Genomic DNA, 16,763 nt, shown 5'->3' on the forward strand with positions numbered 1-16,763 from the left:
GTCGGACCGCCCGGAGGGAGAGGGGACTGAATGGGGGATATTCGTGAGATGCACCGACTTGCAAGAATTCTGCTGAATCCATAATCGATTTGGTGGGGCTTTATCGAATCCATAATCGACTGGGTGTTTCAGGTCGATGTATGGCGCCAGACACCTCGGTCGGCCCCCTCTCCCTCCGGGAGAGGGCTGGGGTGAGGGTAAGCTTTTAGAACTTCTCAATCGCGCGGAAATTCTGCACCCGCTCGACTTCTTTCGGCTTGTACGCGCAATACCCCGGCCGCGGGCCGATTTTCGGGTGGTTGCGGCAAGTGTCCGGGCGCTTGTCATAAATGGTGCACAGGCGGCTCTTACGATCCAGGTAGTAGCAATCGTTGTTGCTCATGCGCTGGAGAGTAAAGATCCCCGACTTCTGGTTGAAGCGCTCGACCAGCCCTTCCTTTTGCAGGCGCTTGGCGATGTTCTTCGGCGGATCACCCAGTTCGAACTCGTCAACCACGCCGATGCGTACCAGGTCCTTGATCTTGACCTCGACCGGCAGGGTGCAGCAGCTGGAGACACAAGAGCCGCACATCGGGGCCGAATATTTGGCCCACGTATCGAGACGGTCGATCTCGGCGGCGGCAATCAGGTTGGGCTTCATCATCGGGAATTACCAGGCGTGTGCATCAGGGCGCGCGATCATACCGGGACTGGTGGATTTTTGAACAACCTTTCGCCAGTTTTTTGCAAATGCCGCGCAAATGTCATTCAGTCCGGCACGGCCCCTGCATTCATTAGCCCACTCGCCAAGGTAATGCCGGGCTATCTCACCGACTTCGGAAAAACTGCCGAACCAGCGCCTCTACCGTCGGTCAGACCGTCTAGGCTCAGACAATTCCCCGCTCGCTCGAGGTCCTATCGATGACTCAAGAACCACTAGTTCGCGAAGCAGAGGTGGCCGCATTCCGCGATGCCGTCCTGACCAAGCTCACCTATGCAGTGGGTAAAGACCCGGATCACGCTTTCGACCATGACTGGTTCGAAGCCATTGCCCTGGCGGCGCGCGACCACATGGTCGAACACTGGATGGACCACACCCGGCAGATCTACCGCAAAGGCCAGAAACGGGTGTATTACCTCTCGCTGGAATTTCTCATCGGCCGTTTGCTCTACGACAGCCTGAGCAATCTCGGCCTGCTCGACGTCGCGCGTGAAGCGCTGACCGAACTGGGCGTCGATCTCGAACGCATCCGCCTGCTGGAACCTGACGCGGCACTCGGCAACGGCGGCCTCGGCCGTCTGGCGGCGTGCTTCATGGAAAGCATGTCGACCCTTGGCATCGCCGGGCACGGCTACGGCATTCGCTACGAGCATGGGCTGTTCCGGCAGGCCATCGTCGATGGTTGGCAGCAGGAGCAGACCGAGCACTGGCTGGATTTCGGCAACCCGTGGGAGTTCGAACGTCCGGAAGTGGTGTACTCGATCGGCTTCGGCGGCAGCGTCGAAACCGTCACCGATGCCAGCGGCAAGACCAAACAGGTCTGGTCGCCTGCGGAAACCGTGCGCGCGATTGCCTATGACACGCCAGTGGTCGGCTGGCGCGGGGCGAGCGTCAACACCCTGCGGCTGTGGCGTGCGCGAGCCATGGAAGATCTGCACCTGGAGCGCTTCAACGCCGGTGACCACCTGGGTGCCGTCGCCGAAGTCGCCCGCGCTGAAAGTATTTCTCGCGTGCTTTACCCGGCAGACAGCACTGAGGCCGGGCAGGAACTGCGCCTGCGCCAGGAATACTTCTTCGTCGCCGCTTCCTTGCAGGATTTGCTGCGTCGCCATCGCAACATGCACACCTCGGTGCTGACCCTGGGCGATCACGCGGCGATCCAGCTCAACGACACCCACCCTTCGATTGCCGTTGCTGAATTGATGCGGCAACTGGTCGACGTCTACGACGTGGCCTGGGATGCGGCGTGGCAAGTCACCGTCGATACCTTGTCGTACACCAACCACACGCTGTTGCCCGAAGCGCTGGAAACCTGGCCGGTCGGCCTGATGGAGCGCATGCTGCCGCGGCACATGCAGATCATTTATCTGATCAACGCCCAGCACATCGACTCGCTGCGGGCCAAAGGGATTCACGATTTCGACGTGCTGCGCGCGGTGTCGCTGATCGAAGAGGACAACGGTCGCCGGGTGCGCATGGGCAACCTCGCGTTCCTCGGTTCGCACAGCGTCAACGGCGTGTCCGGGCTGCACACGCAGTTGATGCGCAAGACAGTATTCGCCGAACTGCACAAGCTCTACCCGGAACGGATCAACAACAAAACCAACGGCATCACCTTCCGCCGTTGGCTGTTCCAGGCCAACTCCGAGCTGACCTCGATGCTGGTCGACTCCCTCGGCCCGGAGGTGCTGGATAACCCGGAAGAACGCTTGCTCGATCTCGAACCGTTCGCCGAGCAACCCGCCTTCCGCAAAGCCTTCGCCGAACAGCGCCTGCACAGCAAAAAGGCCTTGGCCTATCTGATTCACGAGCGGCTGGGGATCGCGGTCAATCCGGCGGCGATGTTCGACGTGCAGGTCAAGCGGATCCACGAATACAAGCGCCAGTTGCTCAACCTGATGCACACCGTGGCGCTGTATCAGGCAATCCGCGCCGAGCCTGAAGTCGACTGGGTACCTCGGGTGAAAATCTTCGCCGGTAAAGCGGCGGCCAGTTATCACCAGGCCAAACTGATCATCAAACTGACCAACGACATCGCCCGGGTGGTGAACAACGACCCGACCGTACGCGGCTTGCTGAAAGTGGTGTTCCTGCCCAACTACAACGTCAGCCTGGCGGAGAGCATCATTCCGGCGGCGGACTTGTCCGAGCAGATTTCCACGGCCGGGTTCGAAGCCTCGGGCACCAGTAACATGAAGTTCGGCCTCAACGGTGCGCTGACCATCGGCACCCTCGATGGCGCCAACGTGGAAATGTGCGAGCGTATCGGTGCCGAGCACATGTTCATCTTCGGCCTCAGCGCTCAGCAGGTTGAAGCGCGCAAGCAGAACCACGAGTTCAGCGCCGCGCCGGACATCGCCGCGTCGCATCGTTTGAGCGACGTGCTGCAAGCGATCCGCAGTGGCGTGTTCTCGCCAGATGACACGTCGCGTTACACCGGATTGATCGATTCGCTGGTGGACTACGACCGCTTCCTGGTCTGCGCCGACTTCGATTCCTATTGGGAAGCGCAAAAACGCGTCGATGCGCACTGGCACGATTCCAACAACTGGTGGCGTTCGGCGGTGCTCAACACGGCGCGGATGGGCTGGTTCTCGTCCGACCGGACGATTCGCGAGTACGCCACGGATATCTGGAAGGCACTGGAGTGATTTTCTGCAACAAATGTGCGTAAGGCCCAACGTTTGTTGGGCCGGATCGATATACTGAGCGCCGGTTTACCGAATGTGTCAGTCAGCATAAGACCCCTTGTGGTAGCGGGCTTGCTCGCGAAGGCGTTGTATCAGTCAACTGGATATCGACTGACACAACGCCTTCGCGAGCAAGCCCGCTCCCACATTGGATTTTGCCTAGACTGAAGCAACTGTCGGGATTGCCCCGCCTCGGGGCCGCTTAGGGATATCGACCATGCAATGGATGTTCATGTTGATCGGGTTGCTGCTCGGCTGGCTGCTCGACGAGTCGTTCAGTGCCGCGCTGCTCGGTGCACTGCTCGGGCTGGCGATCGGGCAAACGCTGCGTATCGCCCGGCTTGGCTCGCTGGCCACCGACCAACAGCGTCAACTGGAACAGGCCAAGGTCGCCCTGCAAGCCGTCGAGCAGCGTCTGTTTCTGCTTGAAGGTGCCAGCGTGCGCACCACACCGCCGAGCGTGGCGCCGATGCCGGACGCCATCGTTGAGCCGATCATCGTCGCCGAACAATCATCCTTCCCCACGCCGGATCTGGTCTGGGAACTGCCACCCGAAATCGAACCGATGTCTACCGTTGCCAGCGAAACCAGCCAGCCGCTACCGGCGGATGTCTGGCGTCTGGATGCTGTTACCGACGAGCCAACAGCGCCGGCACAGCCTGCCGAACCTCGTGGCCCGAACCTGATCGAGCGTGGCATCAGCGCTGCGCGTAACTGGCTGTTCGGTGGCAACACCGTGCTGCGGGTTGGCGTGGTGCTGCTGTTTTTCGGTCTGGCGTTCCTGCTGCGCTACGCCACCGAGGGCATGGTAGTGCCAATCGAATTGCGTTATGCCGGTGTTGCGGCAGCGGCGTTGGCCTTGCTGGCACTGGGCTGGTGGCTGCGTACGCGCAACAGCAGTTATGCGCTGATTCTGCAGGGCACCGGGATCGCGGTGCTGTACCTGACGGTGTTTGCGGCGATGCGTCTGCATCCGTTGCTCGATCCGTCCGCCGCGCTGGGTTTGCTGGTGGCGGTCACGGTGTTCTCGGCGATTCTCGCCATCACTCAGGATGCGCTGGGGCTGGCGGCGGCTGCAGCATTGGGCGGTTTCGCCGCGCCGATCCTGACCTCGACCGGGGAGGGTAACCATGTCGCGCTGTTCAGCTATTTCGCGTTGCTCAATGCCGGCATTCTCGCCATTGCCTGGTTCAAGGCGTGGCGCCTGCTTAACCTGATCGGGTTCGTCGGCACGTTCGGTATCGGCTTCGCCTGGGGCCTGCGCTCCTATGCGCCCGAGCTGCTGTGGAGCACCGAGCCGTTCCTGATTCTGTTCTTCCTGATGTACCTGGGCATCGGCCTGTTGTTCGCCCGACGCAAGTTGCTCGACATGCCCGATGCGCCAGCAGACGGCGATCGCGAGGCGCTGCTGCACTGGTCGGCGCGCAAGGGCGACTACGTCGACGGCACGATGCTGTTCGGCCCGCCGATCGTGGGCTTCGGTCTGCAGTTTGCGCTGGTGCAGCACCTGGAGTTCGCCGCCGCGTTCAGCGCACTCGCACTGGGCGTGATCTACATGGGCCTGGCCCGGGTGTTGATGGGCGGCCGCGCTTTGTTGCTGGGTGAAACCTGTCTGGCGCTGGGGGTGATTTTCGCCAGTCTGGCGATCCCGCTGGGCCTCGATGCGCGCTGGACTTCGGCGGCGTGGGCAGTGGAGGGCGCGGGGATTTTCTGGCTCGGCCTGCGTCAGCATCGGCCGTTCGCCCGGGCGTTTGCCCTGCTGCTGCAACTGGGGTCGGCGCTGGCCTTTCTCAGTCAGTTGCGGGTTGGCGAAAGCAGCCTGCTCGACGGCGCACCGCTGGGAGCGTTGATGCTCGGCATCGCACTGCTGTTCAGTTTCTATCAATTGCGCAAAGCCTCGGCAGAACAGGCTTCGCCGTGGGAGCGCCAGGGCTTGCCGGTGCTGGCGGCGCTGGGTCTGACCTTCCTGTACCTGTTGGCGCCGCTGTTTTTCCTGGTTCAGGCGACAGCGATCAGTTGGGCTTTGGCCGGACTGGTGACCCTGTTCGTCGGCCTGCGCCTGCAATCGCGCACGTTCCTGTTCACCGCCTTCACTGTGCAGTTGCTCGGTGGTGCGCTGTTCCTGTTGCGTCTGCAAGGCGCGGGCGAGGATTCGGCGGCCGTGTTCAGCGCCGGGTGGACCGGTTTGCTCAGCGCATCGGTGATCGGTTTGGCGTTGATCGGAGGGATGCTGCTGGCGGCGCGCGACGAGATGGTGCGCGGCGATGTGCGGCTGCTGCGTGGCTTGTCGGTGGTGTTGCTGGCGGGGTTGGTGCTGATCAATCTGGCGGTGTTGTTCGTGCTGCCGTGGCAAACCGCGAGTGCAGTGTGGGCGGCCAGCGGATTGCTGATCATCTGGCTGAGCCTGTACCTCAAGCAGCGCGTGAGTTTTGTTTTCGGCCTGTTGTTGCAGTTGATCGGTGGCACGGCGTTCTTGTTGGCCGGCCCCGAGTTGCTCGGGCCGCTGTCCAGCGAAGGTTTGCGGCCGTTGGCCCATGGCGGTTTCTGGACGCCGCTGGTATTGGGGCTGGCCGCGCTGGTCGGTGCCTGGCGTCTGCAACTGGGCAATCACGCCTCGGCGTTCGATGCGCTGAGTTTGCAACGCCTGTCCGAAGTGCTGCTGGTGTGGGGCGCCGGTTGGTGGGCGTTGGCGTGGGTCAGTGAGGTGCTGCGTTTTGCGCCGCTGAATCTGCAGGCGACGCTGTTGCTGCTGATTGCCGCGCTGAGTGTGGCGCTGTGGACATTGTTGGCGCTGCGCCTGAAATGGCCGGCGCTAGGCCTGCTCTGCACCTTGCTGATTCCGGCGGCGGGGCTGGTGTTGCTGGCGGCGTGGCATGCGCGTTATCACCCAGCGGCGAATTTCGGTTGGCTGGCGTGGGTATTGGTGTTCGCCGTGCATTTCTTCAGCCTGCGGCGTCTGGCGCCGATGCTGCCGGCTCGGGCCTTGAGCACTGCGCATGTGCTGGGTTGCTGGCTGCTGATCGGCGTACTGGCGCTGGAGCTGCGCTACGGTCTGCTGCTGTTGTCCGAGCAATACAACGCGTGGCGCTGGCTGGGCTGGGCGATCCTGCCGAGCCTGTATCTGCTGTTGGCGGCGGCTCCGCGCAGCTGGCCATGGCCGGTGGCGGCATTCCCGCGGGAATATCGTTTGTACGCCGCCGCGCCGCTGGCAGTGCTGATGCTGGCGTGGTTCTGGCTGGCCAACGGCGTCAGCGACGGTAACGCCGAACCGCTGCCGTACGTGCCGCTGATCAACCCGTTGGAATTGGGCCTGCTGTTCGCCCTGTTCGGGGTTTACGTGTGGTCGCGTCATGCGGTGACGCAGTTTGCCCTGCGCAAGGATTACGCCGAGTACGCCACGCAACTGGTCGCCGGGGTCTCCCTATTCGCCTTCTGCACCGCGCTGGTGACCCGCGCTGCGCACCATTGGGCGGGCATTCCGTTCGAGCTGGATCTGCTGCTCGAATCGATGCTGGTGCAGGCCGGGTTGTCCATCGTCTGGACCCTGATGGCGTTGGGTCTGATGATCGGCGGCCATCTGCGTCACCGTCGCGAAGTGTGGCTGATCGGCGCGGCGTTGATTGCGCTGGTGGTGGCCAAACTGATTTTTGTCGAATTGAGCAACCGTGGCGGACTGGCCCGGATCGTCTCGTTTATCGGCGTCGGCGTGTTGCTGCTGGTGGTGGGCTATTTCGCACCGCTGCCACCGAAACGTGTCGAAGCCGAACCGGCGGCGGACAAACCCGTGCCGGATACCGAAGGAGTTTCATCTTGAGTCGCATGCTGAATCTGGGGTGGTTGGCGTTGGGCGTGGTGATGGCTGCTGGCGCGCAGGAAAAACCGGCGGACTTCGCCACGCAGGTGCCGCTGACGGTGAGCGGCAACGGCCCGTGGTATCGCCTCGATCTGCCGCTGAGCGCGCAATTGCAGGCCCGCCAGACCGATCTCAGCGACCTGCGCGTGTTCAACGCCGCCGGCGAACCACAGGCCTACGCCCTGACCCGGGAATCGGCGCAGACCCGCGACGACGGGCAGTTGCATGAAGTGAAGTGGTTCCCCTTGTACAACGCCGCCGACGCCAGCGAGCGAGCGCCGAACGTGCGCGTGCAATCGACCACCACCGGCACACTGGTGGAAGTGCAGCCGTCGACTCAGCTGGAGGCCGGTGAAGAAGTGCTGCGTGGCTGGCTGCTCGATGCCAGTGCGATCAAGGCGCCGCTGCAGCAGCTGATTCTCGACTGGACCAGCGAGCGTGACGGCTTCCAGCGTTTCAGCATCGAGGCCAGTGATGATTTGCAGCATTGGCAGGCGTGGGGCGAGGGGCAGGTGGCGCGCCTGACCTTTTCCGACGAACGCATCGAACAGCACGAAGTGACGCTGCCGGGGCAATCGGCGCGCTATCTGCGTCTGCTGTGGGATGCGCCAACCTCGGCGCCAATCCTCACGTCCGCTCAACTGAAAAGCAGCGATCCACGCAACGTGCCGCTGCCGTTGGTCTGGTCGCAAGCGCTGGCGGGCAGTAGCACCAAGTCCGGTGAGTACACCTGGCAGTTGCCGATGGGTCTGAATGTCGAGCGGGTGCAGGTCGAGCTGAAACAACCGAACAGTCTGGCGCCGGTGACGCTCGCGGGCCGCCGCGAAAGCAGCCTGCCGTGGCAGACGTTGAGCAACGGTTTGCTGTATCGCCTGACCCAGAACGGTCAGGACATGGTGCAAAACGAATTGCAGTTGTACGGGCAGACTGTGCAGCAGCTGAAACTGAGCGTGGATGAGCGTGGCGGCGGTCTGGGTGAGCAGGCACCGAGCCTGAAGTACGCGGTGCGGGCGACCCAGGTGATTTTCCTCGCACGGGGTGACGGGCCTTACAGCCTGGCGCTGGGCAATCCGACGGTGAAAACCGCGAACCTGCCGCTGAGCACGCTGATTCCGGATTTCAAAGCGGAAAAACTCGCGACGCTGGGCAAGGCCTCGGTGCAGGGTGAAGTGATTGCCACACAGGCTACGCCGGCAACCACGACGGCGGTAGCCGAGACCAACTGGAAGAAGATCGGCCTGTGGGCGGTGTTGCTGGTGAGTGTGGTGTTCCTCGGGGCGATGGCGGCGAGCCTGTTGCGCAAGCCGCCGACCAATTCCTGAGCATGGCTGGCGCTGCGCGCCATTCGCGAGCAAGCCCGCTCCCACATTGATCGCGTCCAGCAGGGCTACTCGGTCAACTGTGGGAGCGGGCTTGCTCGCGAAGGCGGCCGATCGACCACCAATAGTTTCAGATCGGTCGCGGATCCGCATGCACCACCCGTCCCGTTTCGAACTACGCTCAATCCGGTGCCTGAACTCTCTCGACCCGTTCACGTCTGATACAAGCAATTGCGCCCCAATGCACGTTACCGGGCGTCATCGCTCGCTACGTTTTCAGACTCCCTGTAAACTGCGCGGGTTTTTAGCCCCCCATTCCACCGGAGCCGTCCATGTCCCGCGTTACCCTGAGTCGCTATTTGATTGAGCAGACCCGCAGCAATAACACTCCTGCCGATCTGCGCTTCCTGATCGAAGTGGTGGCGCGTGCCTGCAAAGAGATCAGCCACGCCGTGTCCAAAGGCGCCCTGGGTGGTGTTCTGGGCAGCATGGGCACTGAAAACGTCCAAGGCGAAGTGCAGAAGAAGCTCGACGTGCTGTCGAACGAGATCCTGCTCGAAGCCAACGAATGGGGCGGTCACCTGGCCGGCATGGCGTCCGAAGAAATGGACAATGCCTACCAGATCCCGGGCAAATACCCGAAAGGCGCTTACCTGCTGGTATTCGACCCACTGGACGGCTCGTCGAACATCGACATCAACGCTCCGGTTGGCACCATCTTCTCGGTACTGCGTTGCCCGAACGAATACCTGAGCCAGAACGAGCCGCTGAACGAAAAAGCCTTCCTGCAGCCAGGCACCCAGCAGGTTGCCGCCGGTTACGCGATCTACGGCCCGCAGACCATGCTGGTGCTGACTCTGGGCGACGGCGTCAAAGGCTTCACCCTGGACCGCGAAATGGGCAGCTTCGTACTGACCCACGAAGACATCACCATTCCTGAAACCACCCAGGAATTCGCGATCAACATGTCCAACCAGCGCCACTGGGAAGCCCCGGTGCAACGCTACGTCAGCGAACTGCTGGCCGGCGAAGAAGGCCCGCTGAAGAAGAACTACAACATGCGCTGGGTCGCGGCGATGGTGGCCGACGTGCATCGCATCCTGACCCGTGGCGGTCTGTTCATGTACCCACGCGACAGCCGTGAGCCATCCAAGCCCGGCAAACTGCGTCTGATGTACGAAGCCAACCCGATGTCGTTCCTGGTGGAACAGGCCGGCGGCGCGTCCACCGACGGTCACCAACGCATCCTCGACATTCAGCCCGAAGGCCTGCACCAGCGCGTGGCGGTGTTCCTCGGCTCGAAAGAAGAAGTCGCCCGCGCCACGGCTTACCACAAGGAATAAGCCATGACCGCGCCCTGGCAGCCGTTGCTCGATTGGTGGTTCGGACAAAGCGAATCACCGGACGAGATTGCGGCTGACAAGGGCAAGTTGTGGTTCGGCAAGAAAGACAGCCAAGACCTCGAAGCGCGTGAGCGTTTCGGGGTCTTTGTCGATCAGGCCCTCGCTGGCGAATTGACCGAGTGGACGCAACGTCCCGAAGGTTGGCTGGCCGTGGTGCTGCTGCTCGATCAACTGCCGCGAATGATTTTTCGCGACACGCCCAAAGCGTTTTCCGGTGATCTGCGCGCGCAGAAACTCGTCGCCCAAGGCATTGCAGCGGACTTCGACCGGCAACTGAAGCCGATTCAGCGGGTATTCATTTATCTGGTGTTCGAACACTGCGAAAACCTCGCGGTGCAGAACGAAGCCGTTTCGCGCTTTATCGATCTGGTAGCTGAACAGCCGGAAGCCGAGCGGGCGGTGTTTGCCGACAATCTGGACTATGCCGAGCGGCATCGGAAGGTGATTGCACGATTTGGACGGTTTCCGCATCGCAATGCGGTGTTGGGGCGGGAGTCGACAGCTGAGGAGTTGGCGTTTTTGAAAGAGCCAGGTTCGCGTTTTTAGAACGATTCTCGGCAACCTCAACAACCAGCCCTCACCCTAACCCTCTCCCGGAGGGAGAGGGGACTGACCGAGGTGTTTTGTCGCTATACGTCGACCTGAAGCATCCAGTCGAACTCAGGTTTGAAAAGCTTGAAGATCTACTCCCTTCCCCCCCCTCGCCCCCTTGGGGGAGAGGGCTGGGGTGAGGGGGTGGCTCTTGATCTTAGATCCGGAAGCTACCCACCAGCTGCTTCAATCGGGCCGCCTGCTGCTCCAGATCCGAACAAGCGCGCAAGGTTGCCTGCAGGTTCTCCACACCTTCCTGGTTCAGCGTGTTGATCTCGTTGATGTCGACGTTGATCGATTCGACCACAGCCGTCTGCTCCTCAGTCGCGGTAGCCACCGACTGGTTCATCCCGTCGATCTCGCCGATGCGCTGGGTCACGCTGCCCAGGCGTTCGCCGGCCTGGTTGGCGATGCCGACGCTGCTTTCGCTCTCGCGCTGGCTCTCGGTCATGATGCTCACGGCCTGACGCGCGCCGACTTGCAGTTCTTCGATCATCTTCTGCACTTGCTGCGCCGAATCCTGGGTGCGGTGCGCGAGGTTGCGCACCTCGTCAGCGACCACGGCGAAACCACGGCCAGCCTCACCGGCGCGGGCCGCTTCGATGGCAGCGTTTAGCGCCAGCAGGTTGGTCTGCTGCGAGATGCTGGTGATCACTTCCAGAATCTGCCCGATGTTCACCGTGTTGCTGTTGAGGGTTTCGATGTTGCCGCAGGAGTCGCTGATTTTTGCCGACAACTGCTGCATCGCGTGGATGGTTTTATCCACAACCTGCTGGCCGTCGACCGCCAGGCTGCGCGCATCACTGGAGTGCTGCGAGGCGAGGGCGGCGTTCTGGGCGATTTCCTGAGCGGCGGCGCCGAGCTGGTTGATCGCCGCGGCCACGCTGTTGGTGCGGGTCGCTTGCTGATCGGAGTTGTACATCGACGAATTCGATGCGGCGACCACTCGCAGGGCGACTTCGTTGACCTGGCCGGTGGCCGAGGACACTTCACTGATCGAGGTGTGAATACGTTCGACGAAGCGGTTGAACGACAGACCCAGCGCGCCGAATTCATCATGGCCGTGGATCACCAGACGCTTGGTCAGGTCGCCTTCACCTTCGGCGATGTCGTGCATGGCGCGGCCCATGGTCAGCAGCGGTTGCATCAGCACGCGGATCAGCATGCCGAGCAGGGCGATGATGATCACCACGGCGATCACCATGGCGATCAGCGCCGAGGTGCGGAATTCGCTGAGCATCGAGAATGCGGTGTCCTTGTCCAGCACCAGCGCCACGTACCAGTCGGCCGATGGCACGCCGTTGACGCGGGTGAAGGAGATCAGTTGTGTCTTACCGTTGAACTCGACTTCTTTCAGGCCCGGGCTGACTTTCGGTGCGCCGTTTGGATAAGCCTCGGCGAGGGTTTTGAGCACCAGTTTGCTGTCCGGGTGAATCAGAATCTTGCCATCGGCGCTGACGATGAACGCATGGCCGTGGCCACCAAAGTTGAGCGAGTTGATGATTGCGCTGACGCTGGTCAGATCGATGTCGGCGCCGGCCACACCGATCATCTGGCCCTGACGCTGCACCGGGGTGGCGACAGTGATCACCAGTTTGCCCGACGACGCGGCGATGTAGGGTTCGGTGACGATGGTCTGTTGGGCGCTGTTGGCTGCCTTGTACCAGCCACGGGCGCGCGGGTCGTAGTCCGGCGCGCGGTTGCCGGCGGGCACCGAGAACATCACGCCGTCAGCGCCGCCGAAGTAGCTGAGCTGGAAATTGCCGGTGTAGGCGGGCAGGTCGATGATGCGCTTGAGGCTGGCCGGGGCGCTGCCGTCGGCGGCGACCTGCTGCGACAGCGATTGCAGCAACTGGATGCGGCTTTCCAGCCAGGTCTGGATGTTGCTGGTGGTCAGGCTGCCGAGTTCCTGCATCGAGGCTTCGGTACTGCTGTTCAGGGCTTCGCGTTGTCGATAGTCGTTGAACAAAATGAAACAGGCGAACGCAACGGCCACCACGAGGGCGGCAGCCAACAAGATCTTGTGGCTGAATTTCATGTTTCTGGTCATCGAATGAACTACCGCGAAGGGGCTGGTCGAGAAAGGGCGGCAATTTGCCACACTCGGGGGCTTTGCGCTGCTCTTTTTTCGACCGCCGCGCGCCAAAGATTAGGCGTCTTTGATGAAATGCGACGAAATGCTCAATAGCCGCACAAAGTGTCTGATTTACCGGTAAATGCCAGACGAGCGGAGCGATAAATAGCCATTTCTGAAGGGAACCAGATGAGGGTTTTCTCTTCTAAGCTTCTGGTTGGCACCATGCCATCCCCCTTCCGCTCCAGGAGTTACTTCATGTCGCTGCGATCTATCGCCCTTCTGACTTTTTGCGTGCTGTTGGCCGCGTGCAGCAAGGTCAATCAGGAAAACTATTCCAAGCTTTCGGCCGGCATGGCCAAGGCCGAGGTTGAGACGCTGCTCGGCAAACCCACCGACTGTTCGGGTGCGCTCGGCATGTCCAGTTGCACCTGGGGCGACAAAAACAGCTTTATCAGCGTGCAGTACGCCGGTGACAAAGTGCTGATGTTTTCCGGCCAAGGCCTGAAGTAAACCGGGGCTATGCGCCCACGGGAGAAAAATAATGAAGCGGATATTGTTCGTCCTTTTTGCCGGCCTGGTACTGGCCGGCTGCGCCACCCACGGTGAAGATCCGCTGGCGCCCAAGACGGCTCACAGTGTCAATCTCAAGCGTTATCAGGGCACCTGGTATGAACTGGCGCGCCTGCCGATGTACTTCCAGCGCAACTGCGCGCAGTCCGAAGCCCACTACTCGCTCAGACCCGACGGCAATGTCGATGTGCTCAATCGCTGCCTGACCTCCGACTGGCAGTGGGAAGAAGCCAAAGGCAAGGCTTATCCACAGGTGCCGGGCAAGACCGACAAGTTGTGGGTCGAGTTCGATACCTGGTTCTCGCGCTTGATTCCGGGTGTGGCGAAAGGCGAATACTGGGTGTTGTACGTCAGCGACGACTACAAGACCGCCATCGTCGGCGACCCGAGTCGCAAGTACATGTGGTTGCTGTCGCGCACGCCAACGGTCAATGGCGTAGTGCGTGAGGAGTTGCTGAGCAAGGCGCGGCAGCAGGGTTACGACACTACGCGACTGATCTGGCGGGCGTCGGATCGGCAGATGGCGAAGACTTCGAACTAAAGGTCACCACAAATCAAATGTGGGAGCGGGCTTGCTCGCGAAGAGGGCGTGTCAGTCGACTGAAATATCGACTGATACACCGCTTTCGCGAGCAAGCCCGCTCCCACATTTTTGTTTTGTGTCAGCCTAAAAGTTCGCGCAGAACCTGGGTGAAGGCACGTGCGCTTTCCTCTTCGCCCGCGTGCCGTCCATCGCGCACCACCCACTGACCATTGACCAGCACATCGCGCACCTGGCGATCTCCGCCAGCGAACAGCCAGCGATTCAAAATCCCGTCACCACTGGCGGTGGCCAGATACGGATCATTGCCATCGAGCACGATCCAGTCCGCACGTTTGCCGACTTGCAGCGCACCAATCGGCTGTCCCAAAGCCTGGGCGCCGCCGTCCAGCGCCGCGTCATACAGCGTGCGCCCAACCATCGGCTGATCCGCGCCATACAACCGGTTACGCCGCTGATCGCGCAGACGCTGGCCGTATTCCAGCCAGCGCAATTCCTCGACCACGCTGAGCGACACATGGCTGTCGGAACCGATGCCCATGCGTCCGCCCTGAGCGAGGAAATCCACCGCCGGGAAAATCCCGTCGCCCAGATTCGCTTCAGTGGTCAGGCACAGGCCGGCGATGGCGCGACTCTTGGCCATCAGCGTGACTTCTTCCGGGTTGGCGTGGGTCGCGTGAACCAGGCACCAACGCTGATCGACCTCGGTGTTTTCGTAGAGCCATTGCAGCGGACGGCGACCGCTCCAGCTCAGGCAGTCATCGACTTCCTTCTGCTGTTCGGCGATGTGAATGTGCACCGGGCACTGCTTGTCGCTGGCGGCCAGCACTTCGCTGATCTGTTGCGGGGTGACCGCGCGCAGCGAGTGGAAGCACAGACCCAGCGACTGCGCTTTTTGCTGAGCCAGTAATGGCTGCAAGCGCGATTGCAGATTCAGGTAATTTTCGGTGCTGTTGATAAAGCGGCGCTGCCCATCATTGGGCGTTTGGCCGCCGAATCCGGAATGGCTGTAAAGCACCGGCAACAGAGTCAGACCGATGCCGCTTTCGCTCGCTGCCTGACTGATGCGCAGTGCCAGTTCGGCCGGATCGGCATACGGCTGGCCGTTATTGTCGTGGTGTACATAGTGGAATTCAGCAACCGAGGTGTAACCGGCCTTGAGCATTTCGATGTACAGCTGACGGGCGATCACGCCGAGCTGCTCCGGGCTGATTTTTCCGACGAGGCGATACATCAGGTCACGCCAGGTCCAGAAACTGTCGTTGGGATTGCCGGCCACTTCCGCCAGCCCGGCCATCGCGCGCTGGAAGGCGTGGGAGTGCAGATTGGGCATGCCCGACAGCAGCGGACCGCTCAGCCGTTCGGCGCCGTCTGCAGTGGAATCGGCCTGAATCCGGGTCAGCACGCCATCGGCGCTGACCTCAAGACGTACATTGTTGGCCCATCCGTTAGGCAGCAGCGCGCGTTCGGCAAAGAAAGCGGACATGGTTCAGCACCCCATCGTGTGTTATTTGTATATACATATACAGACGTTTGCCTGCCCGGTAAACTCCGGCAAGCTAGCAACCTTCATCCAATGAACAGGGATCAACCGTGCCGACTCCGCCTCCAGTCTCTCCGTTGGCCGCGAACCTGGGCGACAGTCCGGCGCCCTTGTACGCCCGCGTCAAACAGATGATCACCCAGCAGATCGACAGCGGTAACTGGCCACCGCACTACCGCGTGCCATCGGAAAGCGAACTGGTCAGCCAGCTCGGTTTCAGCCGCATGACCATCAACCGCGCGCTGCGTGAAATGACCGCCGACGGCCTGCTCGTGCGCATGCAAGGTGTAGGCACGTTTGTCGCTGAACCGAAGAGCCAGTCTGCGTTGTTCGAAGTGCACAACATCGCTGATGAAATCGCCTCCCGTGGCCATCGCCACACTTGTCAGGTGATCACCCTCGAAGAAGAGGCTGCGGGCTCCGAGCGCGCGCTGGCGCTGGACATGCGCGAAGGGCAGAAGGTCTTCCACTCGCTGATCGTGCATTACGAAAACGACATTCCTGTGCAAATCGAAGACCGCTTCGTCAACGCGCTGGTCGCCCCGGAATACCTCAAGCAGGACTTCACCCTGCAGACGCCTTACGCCTATCTCAATCAGGTCGCGCCACTGACCGAAGGCGAGCATGTGGTCGAAGCGATCCTCGCTGAGCCGTCCGAGTGCAAGCTGCTGCAGATCGAAAAAGGTGAGCCGTGCCTGCTGATCCGTCGCCGTACGTGGTCGGGGCGTCAGCCGGTGACCGCCGCGCGTTTGATTCACCCAGGTTCCCGTCATCGTCTGGAAGGACGCTTTCATAAATGAATGGTTTGAAGGTTTTACGCGCCGAGGGTTACCCGCGCATGCCGTGGAAAAACGGCGGCGGCAGCACCGAAGAGATTACCCGTGATGCGGGTGCCGGCCTCGATGGTTTCGGCTGGCGCCTGTCGATTGCCGACATTGCCGAGTCCGGTGGATTCTCGACTTTTGCTGGTTACCAGCGAGTGATTACGGTGCTGCAGGGCGATGGCATGACCCTGTGTGTCGACGGCGATGACACTCGCCCATTGTTACCGCTGGATCCGTTTGCGTTCAGCGGCGAAAGCCAGGTGTCCTGCACTTTGCTCGGTGGTGCGATCCGCGACTTCAACCTGATCTACGCGCCACAGCGTTACAGCGCGCGGTTGCAGTGGCTGGAAGGCGAGCAGCGGTTTTTCAGCTCGGCGGCGACGGTGCTGGTGTTCAGTGTCAGTGAGCTGCTGCAAGTGCAGGTTGCTGACAACACTGCGCAACTCGGCCGCCATGATTGCCTGCAACTGGACGGTAACACCGGGCTGGTTGAAGTGGCCGTCAATGCCGGGTGCTGCGTGATTGAGCTGACCGCGCGCTGATCCAACTCTGGTAACACTCCTGTGGTGAGGGGATTTATCCCCGATGGCGGCGCAGCAGACCTTTTGGGACCGCTACGCGCTCCATCGGGGATAAATCCCCTCACCACAAT

General features: G+C 61.5%; 12 protein-coding genes and 1 pseudogene. 9 read left to right on the forward strand and 4 right to left on the reverse strand.

Annotated features, from left to right (window positions below; translation table 11 throughout):
- Positions 1 to 205: 205 nt before the first annotated feature.
- Positions 206 to 643, reverse strand: coding sequence for a YkgJ family cysteine cluster protein (locus tag E3Z29_RS04360; RefSeq protein ID WP_016985748.1), 438 nt, complete (start codon positions 641 to 643; stop codon positions 206 to 208).
- A 257-nt stretch (positions 644 to 900) separates the two neighbouring features.
- On the opposite strand from E3Z29_RS04360, the gene E3Z29_RS04365 reads away from it, so the two are divergent.
- The 5 genes from E3Z29_RS04365 (at position 901) to E3Z29_RS04385 (ending at position 10,511) form a co-directional block, all read left to right on the forward strand.
- Complete coding sequence (locus E3Z29_RS04365; RefSeq protein WP_097086973.1) at positions 901 to 3,351, forward strand: glycogen/starch/alpha-glucan phosphorylase; 2,451 nt, start codon at positions 901 to 903, stop codon at positions 3,349 to 3,351.
- Positions 3,352 to 3,607: 256 nt separating this feature from the next.
- Complete coding sequence (locus E3Z29_RS04370; RefSeq protein ID WP_134785223.1) at positions 3,608 to 7,204, forward strand: DUF2339 domain-containing protein; 3,597 nt, start codon at positions 3,608 to 3,610, stop codon at positions 7,202 to 7,204.
- Positions 7,201 to 8,565 (forward strand): DUF3999 domain-containing protein, encoded by a 1,365-nt coding sequence (locus E3Z29_RS04375; protein WP_134785224.1) that lies wholly within the window; start codon positions 7,201 to 7,203, stop codon positions 8,563 to 8,565. The genes E3Z29_RS04370 and E3Z29_RS04375 overlap by 4 nt, the downstream gene beginning before the upstream one ends.
- A gap of 329 nt (positions 8,566 to 8,894) precedes the next feature.
- On the forward strand, positions 8,895 to 9,905 hold the full coding sequence (locus tag E3Z29_RS04380; protein WP_007961744.1) for a class 1 fructose-bisphosphatase: 1,011 nt from the start codon (positions 8,895 to 8,897) through the stop codon (positions 9,903 to 9,905).
- Between the two features lie 3 nt (positions 9,906 to 9,908).
- Positions 9,909 to 10,511 carry a DUF924 family protein gene (locus E3Z29_RS04385; RefSeq protein ID WP_134785225.1) on the forward strand — a complete coding sequence of 201 codons (603 nt, stop codon included), beginning with the start codon at positions 9,909 to 9,911 and terminating at the stop codon, positions 10,509 to 10,511.
- Between the two features lie 202 nt (positions 10,512 to 10,713).
- Here the strand turns inward: E3Z29_RS04385 and E3Z29_RS29860 are convergent, their stop codons facing one another.
- Positions 10,714 to 11,478: a methyl-accepting chemotaxis protein gene (locus E3Z29_RS29860; RefSeq protein WP_371917810.1), complete on the reverse strand. Its 765-nt coding sequence runs from the start codon at positions 11,476 to 11,478 to the stop codon at positions 10,714 to 10,716.
- Between the two features lie 141 nt (positions 11,479 to 11,619).
- Positions 11,620 to 12,606 (reverse strand): annotated as a pseudogene (locus E3Z29_RS29865) (cache domain-containing protein); the annotation flags it as partial.
- 282 nt (positions 12,607 to 12,888) lie between these two features.
- Between E3Z29_RS29865 and E3Z29_RS04395 the strand changes: the two are divergent.
- A complete protein-coding gene (locus tag E3Z29_RS04395; RefSeq protein WP_003220802.1) occupies positions 12,889 to 13,143 on the forward strand; it encodes a hypothetical protein in 255 nt (84 codons plus the stop codon).
- A gap of 31 nt (positions 13,144 to 13,174) precedes the next feature.
- On the forward strand, positions 13,175 to 13,744 hold the full coding sequence (locus E3Z29_RS04400) for a lipocalin family protein (RefSeq protein WP_134785227.1): 570 nt from the start codon (positions 13,175 to 13,177) through the stop codon (positions 13,742 to 13,744).
- A gap of 121 nt (positions 13,745 to 13,865) precedes the next feature.
- On the opposite strand, the gene E3Z29_RS04410 is transcribed toward E3Z29_RS04400, so the two are convergent.
- Entirely contained in the window at positions 13,866 to 15,230 is a 1,365-nt protein-coding gene (locus E3Z29_RS04410; protein WP_134785228.1) for a formimidoylglutamate deiminase, read from the reverse strand.
- A gap of 188 nt (positions 15,231 to 15,418) precedes the next feature.
- On the opposite strand from E3Z29_RS04410, the gene hutC reads away from it, so the two are divergent.
- Positions 15,419 to 16,087 carry a histidine utilization repressor gene (hutC, locus tag E3Z29_RS04415; RefSeq protein ID WP_230679353.1) on the forward strand — a complete coding sequence of 223 codons (669 nt, stop codon included), beginning with the start codon at positions 15,419 to 15,421 and terminating at the stop codon, positions 16,085 to 16,087.
- Positions 16,084 to 16,653 (forward strand): HutD family protein, encoded by a 570-nt coding sequence (locus E3Z29_RS04420; RefSeq protein ID WP_134785229.1) that lies wholly within the window; start codon positions 16,084 to 16,086, stop codon positions 16,651 to 16,653. The genes hutC and E3Z29_RS04420 overlap by 4 nt, the downstream gene beginning before the upstream one ends.
- Positions 16,654 to 16,763: the final 110 nt, after the last annotated feature.

This window comes from Pseudomonas sp. S150, assembly GCF_004526365.1.
In the GTDB taxonomy this organism is placed as follows: domain Bacteria; phylum Pseudomonadota; class Gammaproteobacteria; order Pseudomonadales; family Pseudomonadaceae; genus Aquipseudomonas; species Aquipseudomonas putida_A.